The following is a 13669-nucleotide window of genomic DNA, read 5'->3' on the forward strand; positions in this document are numbered from 1 at the left end:
CGTAGGTGCGTGGCACATAACTGAAACGCTCGACGCCGGCCTACTGCCGCCGTCGTACGTCCCAAATTTTTCAGGAGGTTGTAATGGCTGATCCGGCACGTGCTGCCAAGTTGGCGCAGCGGATTAAGGTTGTTGTTGCTGAGGCTCTTGGCCGCAGGGTCAAGGATCCGCGGCTTGAGGGCGTCACCGTGACCGATGCCCGCGTGACGAACGACCTGCAGCACGCCACGGTGTACTACACGGTCTTCGGTGACGAGACCGCCCAGGCCGACGCTGCCAAGGGGCTGGAGAAGGCCAAGGGCGTTCTGCGCCAGGAAGTCGGCCGCAACATCACCGTCCGGCTGACGCCGACCCTGGAGTTTGTCGCCGACCAGATCCCCGTGGTGGCTTCCAACCTGGAGGAACTGCTGCGGGAAGCCAAGAAGCGCGACGCCGAGGTGGCCGCGCTGGCTGCCACCGCCAAGCACGCAGGCGAAGCTGATCCCTACAAGAGCGATGCTCCCGAGGATGTTGACATCGACGAAGACGACTTCGACGAAGAGGAACTTGACCTCGCCGGCGACGACGACATCGATGAAGACGCCAACAAGGACGCGGACAGCACCAAGTAAGGCGTGACCGCAGCAGCAGGCCCGTACTGACAACCAGCGTCAGTCCGGGCCTGCTGCGCTTTCAGGAACCCTGATGCCTGCTTAGCGGATGCTGGCCTTGATGAGCTTCCCGGTCGCCGGCGGGGGACCGGCAGGGGGTTCAGGTCCCAGCATTGCCGGCAGCACGTCCGTGGTGGCGTACAGGGTCCGCCCCTGGATCTCAACATCGGCCGGCTGGTTGACCGTGAGGAACTCCGAACGCTCGCCCTTCCAACCGCTGAACTTCAGGATCTTCCCGCCGAACAGCGAAGCCACATAGACGTCACCGTTGTCCGCAATGGCCAAGCCGGTGGGGCTGAGGATTTCGTCCGCCCACACCTTCGCCCTGCCGTTCCACGGGTTGATCCGGAAGATCGCACCGCGGTCCCCAAGGGCCGGGCTTTCCGGACCGCCGGGCAGCGACGTCACGTACAGCCAGCCATCCTGGCCAATCTCCACATCGGTGGGAACCGGCTCGAAGGCGTACTCGTGTCCCGCGACGCAGGCCGGCACGCCGAGTCCGCCCTCCGCCTCCGGACGGGCAGCTGTTTCAGGAATGACCGCCGGCCGCGGCGGCAGGACGGCCAGGGTGGAAATCTCGCCCGACCGCAGGTTGACGGTGAGGATGGCGTTCATCCCGGCGTCAGCCACGTAGGCGGTATTGCCCTGGACAGCCAGCGCGTAGGGATGCGAATCGACCGTACCCGTATAGCGGGCAGGAGCCGGGGACTCCTTGGGCCACTGCTGCAGGCACGCGTCACTGACATCGTCGCCGAAGCCGTACTCCTGGTCGCCGTCGGGGTTGTTTTCCCGCTCGTAGTCGGCGAAGTTTGCGATGGTCCTGACATCCCCGTTCGGGCTGATGGCCTTCAGGTAGCCCTCAAGGTTCTCCGGCGTGCCCAGCCCGGCACCTGTGCTTTCCAGGAAGAACGTTGTGGCCCCGCGGGTGTCCACCCCTGCTACGTCCCACCCGGGCTTGGGACTGGTGTAGACATCTTCGACGGTGCCGTCCCGGTTGACGCGGCTCAGCTTGCCGGCAAAGTCCTGGCTCACGTAGACGGATTTCGCTGTCCCGAGGGCCAGGTGCAACGGCGTGGCAAGGCCGGTGGCAACTTCTTCCGATTTAGCGTCGTCATGGCCCTTATCCGACGCTGTCGACGGGCTGGCTGGGGCAAAAGCCACCACAGCCGCCACCAAACCAATAATGGTGATCTTTTTCTTCATTGTGGGTACTCCGGGTGCGTGCCCTTAGCGGGCCGGATAGGAAGCCTCCCAAGAGGCAAAAAATGCAGACCCCCGCGGGCAAGGATATGCCTGCAGCGCCAGGATGTCATCGGTACTTTCCCCCTAAAACCGACCCCATCTGCGTCCCCCCAACAGCCGGCCACATGGCTAGGATCTAGCTATGACCACGGCGCCTGAGCAGAACAGCCCTTCCCGCTACCTTCAGCAGGCCGTGGGCCTGGCAACGGAAAACGTGGACCGCGGCGGCGGCCCCTTCGGCGCAGTGGTGGTGACCGCGGGCGGGCAGGTCTTCGAAGGCGTCAACCGGGTCACCCGCGACAACGACCCCACCGCCCACGCCGAAGTAGTGGCCATCCGTGCCGCAGCTGCCGGAACGGCGAACTTCAACCTGCAGGGCGCGGTCCTCTACGCGAGCTGCGAGCCGTGCCCGCTGTGCCTCGCGTCCGCCCTCTGGGCCCGGATCGACCGCGTCTTCTTCGCAGCAGACCGCCACGGCGCGGCCGCGGCCGGCTTCGACGACGCCCTGTTCTACGAGTACTTCGACGGGTCCCGCACGGACCTCATGCCTGTCACCCGTGGTGACCTCCCGGCGTCGGATGCCCCCTTCAAGGCGTGGGGCGCCAACAAGGAACGGACGGAGTACTGACGTGGAAACCACACTCATGGCCTGTCCCGCATGCGGCAAGACCAACCGGATTCCGGCGCAGGCTGCCGGCAGGCCCCGCTGCGGCAGCTGCAAGGCCGGTCTGCCCTGGATCGTGGACGCGGGCGATGCCGATTTCGGCAGTGTCGCCGAAGCGTCACCGGTGCCCGTACTCGTGGACTTCTGGGCCGAATGGTGCGGCCCGTGCCGCATGGTCAGCCCTGCCCTGGACAAGCTCGCACGGGAACGGCCGGGCGCGATCAAGCTCGTGAAGGTGGACGTGGACAAGTCGCCGGCGCTGTCGCGCAGGTTCGACGTGCAGGCCATCCCCACGCTGATGGTCCTGGTGGACGGCAACGTTGCTGCGCGCCAGGCGGGGGCCGCTCCCGCCGATGCGCTGCGGTCCTGGCTGGACAAGGCCCTTTCCGGAGCGGGCCGCTAGCCGGCCGTCGTGCCGTCAGCCGCACGCGCCGGGAGCCTGGACAGACCTTCCATCAGATCCTGCTGCCTGCCGCAGAGCGCTATCCTGACCCAGCCTTCGCCGATGGAACCGAACGCTGTGCCGGGTGCCAGCGCAACACCGGAATCGGCCAGGAACCGGCGGGCCCATTGCCGGACGTCCCCGCCGCTGACGTGGGACATGTCCGCCCACAGGTAGAACGCACCCTGCGCCCGCAGGTACGGGATGTTCTTGCCGTCCAGGACTGCGGAGGCGGCGTCCCTGTTGTTCCGGTAGTGCCGGTGGGCGTGCTGCACATAGTCCTGCGGCCCGGTGAGCGCCGCAAGCGCCGCGTACTGGGAGGGCGCGGCGACGCAGGACACGATCGATTCCATGACGTTGTCCATCTGCTGCTGCAGCCCGGGCGGGCAGACCAGGGCGCCAATCCGAAGGCCCGTCAGGCCATACGTCTTGGACAGTGTCAGGGAGGTGAAGACACGCGCCTCACGCTGCGTGCCGGCGTCGTACCGTGCCGGACTGACGTGCTCCACATCGTAGGTGAACGCCTCGTAGCATTCGTCCGAAATAACCCACAGGTCGTGGCGGCGGGCGAGATCCATCAGTTCCCGGACCGAGTCCTTAATGAGGACGGCACCGAGGGGGTTGGAGGGGGAGTTCAGGACCAGCACCCTGGTCCTGGTGGTGATCAGGGCCTCGATGTCCGCCGTGCGGGGCTGGAAGCCGTGGTCCGGGTACAGCGGATAGCCCACCGGAACAGCGCTCAGGAGCCGGCTGGTCATCGCGAAGGTGGGGTATCCGGGATTGGGGATGAGGATCTCGTCGCCGGGGGACAGCAGCAGGCTCATGGCAAAGTGCAGGCCCTGCTGGGCCCCGGCGACCACATAGACCCTGTCGGCGCCGACGGCGACGCCCTGTTCTTCGCGGAACCTCGCCGCGAACGCCTCCCTGAGGGCGGGAAGCCCGGCGTTCGGCGTGTAGTTCGTCTCGTCCCGGTCCAGGCAGGCCATCCCGGCATCCAGGACATGGCGGGGGAGCGCGAACCCGGGCTCGCCGATGCTGAGCACCAGCGCGCCGGGGGTGCGCCAGGCGGCCTCGGTGATTTCCCGGATCTGGTTGACGGGCACGTCGCGGACATGGGCGGCAAGCTCAGGCATGCCAGCCATCCTAGCGCTGCCACAGGGCCGGGCCGGGCGTGCGCTGCGCCCCCAACCAGCGCCGATATACTGGTAGGCGTGCTTTCTGGACTGGTGATAGTGGACAAGCCGCAGGGATGGACCAGCCATGATGTGGTTGGCCGGATGCGGCGCATCGCGGGGACCCGGAAAGTGGGCCACGCCGGCACGCTTGATCCCATGGCCACGGGGGTGCTGGTGGTCGGCATCAATAAGGCCACCCGCCTGCTCACCTACATCGTGGGAACGTCCAAGACCTACACGGCCACCATCCGCCTGGGCCAGTCCACAGTGACGGACGACGCCGAAGGGGACGTGGTTGCCTCGGCCGGCACGTCCGCGGTGGCGGAGCAGGCCATCCACGACGGCGTCGCAGCGCTCACCGGCGGCATCCAGCAGGTACCCAGCAGCGTCAGCGCCATCAAGGTCAACGGCGAACGCGCCTACGCCCGGGTGCGCTCCGGTGAGGACGTCAAGCTCGCCGCCCGGCCCGTCACCATCCATAGGTTCGAAGTCCACGGCATCCGGCGCGACACCGGGGCCGACGTGATCGACATCGATGTCACCGTTGAGTGCTCCTCGGGAACCTATATCCGCGCCCTCGCACGTGACCTGGGCAACGGCCTGGGGGTGGGGGGACACCTCACGGCCCTCCGCCGGACCCACGTCGGCCCGTACTCCCTGGACCAGGCCCGCACGCTGGAACAGCTCGCCGAAGAGTTGGACGTGCTGGAAATGTCGCAGGCCGCCCGGGCCCTCATGCCCAACCGCGAGCTGAGCGCCGAGGAAACCACGGAAATTTCCTATGGCCGCCGGATTGCCGCCGGTGCGGCCCCGGGAAGCCCGGGCGCCGCGACCGCCGACCACCCGGCAGCCGCCTTCGCTCCCGACGGGAGCCTGGTGGCCCTGCTGGCGGACAGTGGCAACTACGCCAAGCCGGTCCTGGTGTTCGCACCCGGCAACGGCAATTCCGCCGCGGCTGGCGGGGAGGCCTGAGTGGACGCGTATTTCTGGATCATCCTGGCCGTTGGGCTTCTCTCCACCGTCATCTGCCTGGCCGCGGGCATCATGAAGAAGGCACCCAACGACGCCACCATCCTGTCCGTCGCGGCAGTGGAGGTGGCCCTGGTGGTCTACCTGGTGGGGTCCATCATCAGGGTCATCGCCGGCGAAACCATTGCCGGCGAGGCCTGGGAGTTCTGGGGCTACCTGGTGACTGCTATGCTGCTGCCCCCGGCCGCCGTCTACTGGTCCATCCTGGAACGGACCCGGTGGAGCAACTTCGTCCTTGCCGCCGTCGGCGTGACCGCCCTGGTGATGGCCGCCCGAATGAACCAGATCTGGTACTGAAGTGGAAGAAGCACGCAACGTGAATGACCAGCACCCCCAGTCCGCCGACGCAACGGCGGGAGACCACGGCAGCACGAACACGGCGCGCACCGGTACCGGCGGCAACACCCGCAATACCGGCCCGGGCCGTCTGCTGATTGCCGTGTACGCCGTCTTTGCCATCTCGGCCACGGCCCGCGCCGGGTACCAGATCCTCACCAAGTTTTCCGACGCCCCCGTGGCCTACCTGCTGTCCGCCTTCGCAGCCCTGGTGTACGCCGTGGCCACGGTGTCGCTGGCCAAGGCGGGGAGCACCTGGTTCAAGGTCTCCGTGGCGGCAGTCCTGGTCGAGTTGGTAGGCGTTCTGGTGGTGGGTTCACTCAGCATCTACGATTCCGTGGCGTTCCCGCACGAAACCGTCTGGTCCCTGTTTGGCCGCGGCTACGGTTTCATCCCGCTGATACTCCCTGTCCTCGGCCTGGTATGGCTGTACCGGCGGCGGCCTTCGCTGGGAAAAGCAGGCCGCTGAATGCGGGTAACCTTGAAGAATTCCGCGGCCGGATGGCCGCGGATCATTGATGCTGCAGGCAGTTTAAGGCGAGGGTGATGGTCTACATCTGGAACGATCCGTCCGAGGTCCCGGCGGACTTTGGCCCATCCGTTGTCACCTTTGGCAACTTTGACGGCGTTCACCGCGGGCACCAACAGGTCCTGTCCCAACTGATCCGCTCCGCCAGGCTGACGCACTCCAAGGCCGTTGCCGTCACGTTTGATCCGCACCCGGCCGTCATCCACCGCCCGGAGAGCGCCCCCCGCCTGATCATGGGCCTGGAGGATAAGCTCGAGGCCCTCGGCGAGCTGGGCCTGGACGCCATCCTGGTGGTGAAGTATTCACTCGACCTCGCCAGCCTCACGGCGGAGGAATTCGTGGAGCAGTACCTGGTGGACTGCCTGCACGCCAGCCACGTGGTCATCGGCCACGATGCCCGGTTCGGCCGCGGCAACTCCGGAGACCTGGAAACCATGAAGGCCCTGGGCGGGAAGTTCGGCTTCGAAGTGCAGGTCATCAGCGAGTTCGGCTCCGAGGGGTACCCGCTGCATGACGACGACGGCACGGACCGCCGCTGCTCGTCCACCTGGGTGCGCGAAGCACTGCAGGAAGGCGACGTTGCCACGGCAGCGGAGGTGCTCGGCAGGCCGCACCGGATGCGCGGCGAGGTTGTCCACGGCGCAGCCCGCGGCCGCGCCCTCGGTTTCCCCACGGCGAACCTCGCCAGCAACTCCACCGGCCTGATTCCGGCAGACGGCATCTACGCCGGCTGGCTGGTGGACGAGGCCGGCAAACGCTGGCCGGCAGCCATTTCCGTGGGCTCGAACCCCACGTTCGACGGCGTCAGCCGGCAGGTGGAGGCCCACGTCATCGACCGGCCCCGGGAAGCCGTAGAGGACTTCGATCTGTACGGCCAGACAGTGATCGTGGAATTCCTGGCGCGCCTGCGCGGCATGGTGGCCTACCGTGGTCCCGAAGCCCTGGTGGACCAGATGAAACTGGACGTGGTGCAGGCGCACCAACTGCTGGCACGGCACTAGGGCCACCCAGGAAGCACGCGAAAGGCTGTACGTGTCCGTCGAGAAGAACACCCGCAAGCTGGACAAGGGAATTGTCCGCGACTTCAGCTCCCGGATGAGTTACGGCTCGTACCTGCAGCTGCCCACCCTGCTGAGTGCCCAACAGCCGGTCAGCGAGCCCGAACACCACGATGAGCTGCTGTTCATCATCCAGCACCAGACCACGGAGCTGTGGCTGAAGCTGGTGCTGCATGAACTCCGCAGCGCCGCGGCGTGGCTGCGGGCCGATGATCTCGGCTCGGCGCTGAAGGGCATCGCCCGCGTCAAGCACATCCAGAAGACCCTCACCGAGCAGTGGTCCGTCCTCGCCACGCTCACGCCTACCGAGTATTCCCAGTTCCGCGGGTTCCTGGGGAACTCCTCGGGGTTCCAGTCGGCCCAGTACCGTGCGGTGGAGTTCGTGCTCGGCAACAAGAACCGCAAAATGCTCCCGGTCTTCGAGTCCGATCCCGAAGCGCACACCATGCTGGAGGAACTGCTCGCGGCTCCCAGCATCTACGACGAATTCCTGGCCTACCTCTCCCGCCAGGGCTTCGAGGTGCCCGCATCGGTCCTCGCCCGCGACGTCACCCGTGCCCACGAATTCACGCCCGAACTTGTCCCGCTGTTCAAGTACATCTACGAGCACGCGGCGGAGAACTGGGGTGCCTACGAGGCCTGCGAGGAACTCGTGGACCTCGAAGACAACTTCCAGCTCTGGCGTTTCCGCCACCTGCGCACGGTGCAGCGCACCATCGGGATGAAGACGGGCACCGGGGGCTCCAGTGGGGCGGCCTTCCTCCAGAAGGCCCTGGAGCTGACGTTCTTCCCGGAACTATTCGCCGTCAGGACGGAGATCGGACAATGAGCATCCACCAGCAAGGCGCCGGGCACACCGCGGTCCCGGCGGACGAGGTACTCCGGCAGCGCGCCGCCGAACTCGACAGGGAAGACCCGCTGGCGCATTACCGGGAACTGTTCATCGGAACGGACACGCCCCTGTCCTACCTGGACGGCAATTCCCTGGGAAGGCCGCTGAAGCGCACGGCCGGGGACATCGCGGCGTTCATCAGCGACGAATGGGGCGGCCGCCTCATCCGCGGCTGGGACGAGAAATGGCTGGCCCTGCCGCAGGCCATTGGCGACCAGCTGGGCCGTGCCGTCCTCGGAGCGGCCCCGGGCCAGACCATCATTGCCGACTCCACCACCGTGGTCCTCTACAAGCTGATCCGTGCCGCCCTGGCATCGGTGGATGACCCGGACCGGAACGAGCTCGTCCTCGACACCGGAAACTTCCCCACGGACAGGTACCTTGTCGAGGGCATCGCCCTGGAAGAGGGCCTCACCCTGCGCTGGATCGAAACGGACCCCGCGGCGGGGCCGACCGTTGAGCAGGTGCGCCAGGCCACCGGGCCGCGCACCGCCGTCGTACTCCTCAGCCAGATCGCCTACCGCTCAGGGCACCTCGCAGACCTCCCGGCGATCACCAAGGCAGTGCACGACGCCGGGGCGCTGGTGGTGTGGGATCTTTGCCATTCCGCGGGCTCGGTGGAGATCGGCCTGGACAGTGCCGGCGTGGACTTCGCCGCCGGCTGCACGTACAAATACCTCAATGGCGGTCCGGGATCGCCGGCCTTCGCCTACGTCAACGAGCGGCACCTGCCATCACTCAACCAGCCCATTTGGGGGTGGATGGGCCGCAAGGATGCCTTCGAGATGGCTGCCGGGTATGAACCTGCGCCGGGCATCCGCGGCTTCCTGAGCGGAACGCCGGCTGTCTTCGGCATGCTGGCCATGCGGGGCACCCTCGACCTCATTGAAGAAGCGTCGATGGCAGCCATCCGGGCCAAGTCGGAGAAACTTACGGCGTTCGCCGTCGACATCTTCGAGGCCCTGCTGGCGCCGCTCGGTGCCGAGCTGGCGTCGCCGCGTGATCCGGCGGAGCGCGGCAGCCACATCACTGTGGACCACGCTGACTTCACCAAGGCCACGGTCGAGGCCCTGTGGGACGGGGACGTGATCCCGGACTTCCGGGCGCCCTGCGGGCTCCGGGTGGGGCTGTCCCCGCTCAGCACCAGTTTCGCGGAAGTCCTGCACGGCATGGCCGCCATCAGGGAGAGGCTCGCCGCCTGACCCATTCCGGCGCTGACCGGGCGCCGGGCCGCCGCCGGCCCTGTTTCGACAACATTGGGCCGCGGCCGGTAAACTGGACGATGGATCCGGCTGCAGTCCGTGGCGGCTGGGTCCTGCTGCGTACGGCCGCACCCGGTTTGACCGGTTGGCCGCAGCGGCAGACCCGGCAGTGAATTACTGATCCGGGCCCTCACGGCACATTTCCAAGGAGTTATTGTGGCACTTGACGCCGCTGTAAAGCAGTCCATCATCAAGGAATACGCAACCGGCGAAGGCGACACCGGTTCGCCCGAGGTCCAGGTTGCAGTCCTGACCCAGCGGATCAAGGATCTGACTGAGCACATGAAGGAGCACAAGCACGATTACCACACCCAGCGCGGTCTGCTGGGCATGGTCGGTCGTCGCAAGCGCATGCTTGGCTACCTGAAGAAGACTGACATCAACCGCTACCGTGCGCTCATCGAGCGCCTCGGCCTGCGCCGCTAGTCGGACTTTCGGGCGGCCCTGTCCCATTCGGGATTGGGCCGCCCCGCTCCACCTAAAAAACTAAACAGGAGGATCAACCGCATCACGCATTCGCGGTCCTCGGTAGTGATCCCCGGGAACGGCAGCATCGAATGGCTGCCCCGGCCCGTGGGTCTCGATCGACGACCGGGTGCAGGGCCAGTCGACATATGCTGGCCTGGGTTGATGTGGCTGGACTTCCGTAAAACAGAAACGGAGGTGACTCTCTATGGAGGGTCCCGAAATCCAGTTCTCAGAAGCCGTCATTGACAATGGCCGCTTCGGCAAGCGTGTAATCCGCTTCGAAACCGGCCGCCTCGCCAAGCAGGCAGCCGGCGCAGCCATGGTGTACATCGACGAAGACACCGCACTGCTCTCCGCCACCACCGCAGGCAAGCACCCGCGCGAAGGCTTCGACTTCTTCCCCCTGACGGTTGACGTCGAAGAGCGCATGTACGCTGCCGGCCGCATCCCGGGCTCGTTCTTCCGCCGCGAAGGCCGCCCCTCCACCGAAGCCATCCTGGCCTGCCGCCTCATGGACCGTCCGCTGCGCCCCGCCTTCATCAAGGGCCTGCGCAACGAAGTCCAGATCGTGGTGACCGTCCTGGCCATCAACCCCGACGAGCTCTACGACGTGGTGGCCATCAACGCCTCCTCCATGTCCACGCAGCTTTCGGGCCTGCCGTTCTCCGGCCCCATCGGCGGCGTCCGCGTTGCCCTGGTCGCCGACGAGCACGGTTCACAGTGGGTTGCTTTCCCCAAGCACTCCCAGCTGGAAAACTCCGTCTTCAACATGGTTGTTGCCGGCCGTGTCGCCGGTGACGACGTCGCCATCATGATGGTGGAAGCCGAAGCAACCGACAACTCCTGGAACCTCATCAAGGAACAGGGCGCCACCGCCCCCACCGAAGAGGTTGTCTCCGAGGGCCTCGAGGCTGCCAAGCCGTTCATCAAGGCACTCTGCGACGCGCAGGCGGACCTCGCCGGCCGCGCCGCGAAGCCCACGGTCGAGTTCCCGGTCTTCCTGGACTACCAGGACGACGTGTACTCCGCTGTTGAAGCAGCTGCTGCCGACAAGCTGGCCGCTGTCTTCCAGATCGCCGACAAGCAGGAGCGCGACGTTGCTTCTGACGCCTTGAAGGACGAGACCGTTGCCTCCCTGGCCGGCCAGTTCGAAGGCCGCGAAAAGGAACTCTCCGCAGCGTTCCGCTCGGTCACCAAGCAGGTTGTGCGCCAGCGCATCCTCAAGGACCAGATCCGCATCGACGGCCGCGGCCTGACGGACATCCGCCAGCTCACCGCCGAGGTTGAGGTCCTGCCCCGCGTGCACGGTTCCGCAATCTTCGAACGCGGCGAAACCCAGATCATGGGTGTCACCACGCTGAACATGCTCAAGATGGAACAGCAGATCGACTCGCTGTCACCCGTCACGCGCAAGCGCTACATGCACAACTACAACTTCCCGCCGTACTCCACCGGAGAAACCGGCCGCGTGGGTTCGCCCAAGCGCCGCGAAATCGGCCACGGTGCCCTGGCAGAACGCGCCCTGGTGCCCGTACTGCCGTCCCGCGAGGAATTCCCCTACGCCATCCGCCAGGTGTCTGAAGCCCTCAGCTCCAACGGTTCGACGTCGATGGGTTCCGTCTGCGCCTCCACCCTGTCCATGCTGAACGCCGGTGTGCCCCTGAAGGCAGCCGTCGCCGGTATCGCCATGGGCCTGGTGTCCGACCAGGTTGACGGCCAGACGCGCTACGCCGCGCTGACCGACATCCTCGGCGCCGAAGACGCCTTCGGCGACATGGACTTCAAGGTTGCAGGTACCTCCGAGTTCGTCACGGCCATCCAGCTGGACACCAAGCTCGACGGCATCCCCGCCTCCGTCCTGGCAGCGGCACTGAAGCAGGCCCGCGAAGCCCGCCTCCACATCCTCGAGGTCCTCAACTCGGCCATCGACACCCCGGACGAGCTCTCCGAGTTCGCGCCGCGCGTCATCGCCGTGAAGATCCCCGTGGACAAGATCGGCGAGGTCATCGGCCCCAAGGGCAAGATGATCAACCAGATCCAGGAAGACACCGGCGCCGACATCTCCATCGAGGACGACGGCACCGTCTACATTGGCGCCACCAACGGTCCGTCTGCTGACGCAGCACGCTCCGCCATCAACGCCATCGCGAACCCGCAGGTTCCGGAAATCGGCGAGCGTTACCTGGGTACGGTCGTCAAGACCACCACCTTCGGTGCCTTCGTATCGCTGACCCCGGGCAAGGACGGCCTCCTGCACATCTCCGAGCTCCGCAAGCTGGCCAACGGCAAGCGCGTGGACAACGTTGATGACGTCGTTTCCGTGGGCCAGAAGGTCCAGGTGGAAATCACCAAGATCGACGACCGTGGAAAGCTTTCGCTCTCCCCGGTAGTGGCCGAGGAAGAAGGCGCGGAAGGTACCGAACGCGCCCACGCCACGGAGCCTGCTGAAGGCGTCGAGATCTAACCGTTCCCTGACAGGAACACCAGTATGAAACGGCGGGGCCGGTGGGATGATCCACCGGCCCCGCCGCTGTTACGATGACAGCCAGATCCGGCTGCACCACCTGAAAGGCCTCAATGACTGTTGTACCCCTGCCCCTTGAGCAGAACCACCTCGGCGACACCCTGGTCCACGGCTCCGACGGCGGCTCCGAAGTCCGCCGGTCAGTGCTGCCCGGCGGCGTGCGGGTTCTGACCGAAGCGATGCCCGGCCAAAGGTCGGCCACCATCGGTTTCTGGGTAGGCGTGGGGTCCCGCGACGAGGCCCACGGACAACACGGCTCCACCCACTTCCTGGAGCACCTGCTCTTCAAGGGCACCAAACGGCGCACCGCCCTGGAGATCGCCTCGGCCTTTGACGAGGTGGGCGGCGAATCAAACGCCGCGACGGCAAAGGAAAGCACCTGCTACTTCGCCCGCGTCCTGGACACGGACCTGCCCATGGCCATCGATGTCATTGCCGACATGATCACGGGCGCCGTCCTCGATCCGGACGAGATGGAGCAGGAACGGGACGTCATCCTTGAGGAAATCGCCATGGACAGCGACGACCCCACGGATGTTGCCCACGAGCACTTCGTTGCTTCCGTTCTGGGCAGCCACCCCCTGGGCCGCCCCATCGGCGGAACCCCGGACGCCATCCGCGCCGTTGCCCGCGATTCCGTCTGGGAGCACTACCGGCGCTACTACCGTCCCGACGAACTGGTCATCACAGCTGCCGGCGGGCTGGACCACGACGTCGTCTGCGGCCTCGTGGTGGATGCCCTTGAGTCTGCAGGCTGGTCGCTTGAGACGAACGCGTCGCCGGTCGATCGCCGGTCCACCGAGCGGGCCCTGATCACCGGAACCGCCGGACTCCAGGTGGTGAAGCGTGCCGTTGAGCAGGCCAACATCATCATGGGCTGCCCCACCATTGTTGCCACGGACGAGCGCCGCTACGTCATGAGTGTCCTCAACGCCGTCCTCGGCGGCGGCATGTCCTCCCGGCTGTTCCAGGAGATCCGGGAAAAGCGCGGCCTGGTGTATTCGACCTACTCCTTTGCGTCGTCCTACGCAGACGCCGGCTACTTTGGCATGTATGCCGGCTGCACGCCCTCCAAGGTGCGGCAAGTCCTTGAACTGCTGGGTATCGAGCTGGACAAACTCGCCGAGCACGGCATCTCCGAGGACGAACTGCGCAAGGCAGTGGGGCAGCTGTGCGGCGGGATCGTGCTTGCCCTGGAAGATACCGGCTCCCGGATGTCACGCCTGGGCCGGGCCGAACTGGTGTCCGGCGAATACCAGGACATCGACGAGACCCTGCGGCTTATCAAGTCCGTCACCGCCGAACAGGTGCAGGAACTGGCCGCCGAACTGGCCGCCGCGCCCCGCACCGTCACAGTGGTGGGACCGTTCGACGAAACCGAGACCTTCGGGCTCTGAG

The 13669-nt window shown here is 66.2% G+C and carries 14 protein-coding genes; 12 read left to right on the forward strand and 2 right to left on the reverse strand.

The genetic code is table 11. The annotated features are described in order from the left end of the window. Positions 1–83 precede the first annotated feature (83 nt). The gene (gene rbfA / locus BLT71_RS08625) at positions 84–611 is read left to right on the forward strand and encodes a 30S ribosome-binding factor RbfA (protein ID WP_091719279.1); all 528 of its coding nucleotides are present in this window, start codon (positions 84–86) and stop codon (positions 609–611) included. Positions 612–692: 81 nt separating this feature from the next. Here rbfA and BLT71_RS08630 read toward each other — a convergent pair whose 3' ends face one another. Then, positions 693–1853 carry a ScyD/ScyE family protein gene (locus tag BLT71_RS08630; protein WP_091719281.1) on the reverse strand — a complete coding sequence of 387 codons (1161 nt, stop codon included), beginning with the start codon at positions 1851–1853 and terminating at the stop codon, positions 693–695. Positions 1854–2034: 181 nt separating this feature from the next. Between BLT71_RS08630 and BLT71_RS08635 the strand changes: the two genes are divergently transcribed. After that, positions 2035–2520, forward strand: coding sequence for a nucleoside deaminase (locus BLT71_RS08635; protein WP_091719283.1), 486 nt, complete (start codon positions 2035–2037; stop codon positions 2518–2520). Positions 2521–2536: 16 nt separating this feature from the next. Next, positions 2537–2959 (forward strand): thioredoxin, encoded by a 423-nt coding sequence (gene trxA / locus BLT71_RS08640; protein WP_390896706.1) that lies wholly within the window; start codon positions 2537–2539, stop codon positions 2957–2959. Here trxA and BLT71_RS08645 read toward each other — a convergent pair. Beyond that, entirely contained in the window at positions 2956–4131 is a 1176-nt protein-coding gene (locus BLT71_RS08645; protein ID WP_172829938.1) for a pyridoxal phosphate-dependent aminotransferase, read from the reverse strand. The two genes, trxA and BLT71_RS08645, sit on opposite strands and share 4 nt — an antisense overlap. A gap of 78 nt (positions 4132–4209) precedes the next feature. Between BLT71_RS08645 and truB the strand changes: the two genes are divergently transcribed. The 9 genes from truB (at position 4210) to BLT71_RS08690 (ending at position 13668) form a co-directional block, all read left to right on the forward strand. Further along, a complete protein-coding gene (truB, locus tag BLT71_RS08650; protein ID WP_082497465.1) occupies positions 4210–5145 on the forward strand; it encodes a tRNA pseudouridine(55) synthase TruB in 936 nt (311 codons plus the stop codon). After that, positions 5146–5499 carry a hypothetical protein gene (locus BLT71_RS08655; protein WP_091719289.1) on the forward strand — a complete coding sequence of 118 codons (354 nt, stop codon included), beginning with the start codon at positions 5146–5148 and terminating at the stop codon, positions 5497–5499. It abuts the gene before it with no gap. Between the two features lie 19 nt (positions 5500–5518). Next, the gene (locus BLT71_RS08660) at positions 5519–6007 is read left to right on the forward strand and encodes a hypothetical protein (protein WP_231994481.1); all 489 of its coding nucleotides are present in this window, start codon (positions 5519–5521) and stop codon (positions 6005–6007) included. A 77-nt stretch (positions 6008–6084) separates the two neighbouring features. After that, positions 6085–7068, forward strand: coding sequence for a bifunctional riboflavin kinase/FAD synthetase (locus BLT71_RS08665; protein ID WP_091719293.1), 984 nt, complete (start codon positions 6085–6087; stop codon positions 7066–7068). Positions 7069–7099: 31 nt separating this feature from the next. Next, on the forward strand, positions 7100–7954 hold the full coding sequence (kynA, locus tag BLT71_RS08670) for a tryptophan 2,3-dioxygenase (RefSeq protein ID WP_091719295.1): 855 nt from the start codon (positions 7100–7102) through the stop codon (positions 7952–7954). Continuing rightward, positions 7951–9219 (forward strand): kynureninase, encoded by a 1269-nt coding sequence (locus tag BLT71_RS08675; protein WP_091719297.1) that lies wholly within the window; start codon positions 7951–7953, stop codon positions 9217–9219. Before kynA ends, BLT71_RS08675 begins: the two co-directional genes overlap by 4 nt. Positions 9220–9435: 216 nt before the next feature. After that, the gene (gene rpsO, locus BLT71_RS08680; RefSeq protein ID WP_056083357.1) at positions 9436–9705 is read left to right on the forward strand and encodes a 30S ribosomal protein S15; all 270 of its coding nucleotides are present in this window, start codon (positions 9436–9438) and stop codon (positions 9703–9705) included. Positions 9706–9952: 247 nt separating this feature from the next. After that, the gene (locus BLT71_RS08685; protein WP_091719299.1) at positions 9953–12211 is read left to right on the forward strand and encodes a polyribonucleotide nucleotidyltransferase; all 2259 of its coding nucleotides are present in this window, start codon (positions 9953–9955) and stop codon (positions 12209–12211) included. Between the two features lie 113 nt (positions 12212–12324). Continuing rightward, positions 12325–13668 (forward strand): M16 family metallopeptidase, encoded by a 1344-nt coding sequence (locus BLT71_RS08690; RefSeq protein WP_091719301.1) that lies wholly within the window; start codon positions 12325–12327, stop codon positions 13666–13668. Position 13669 lies beyond the last annotated feature (1 nt).

Source organism: Pseudarthrobacter equi, assembly GCF_900105535.1.
Classification (GTDB): Bacteria; Actinomycetota; Actinomycetes; order Actinomycetales; family Micrococcaceae; genus Arthrobacter; species Arthrobacter equi.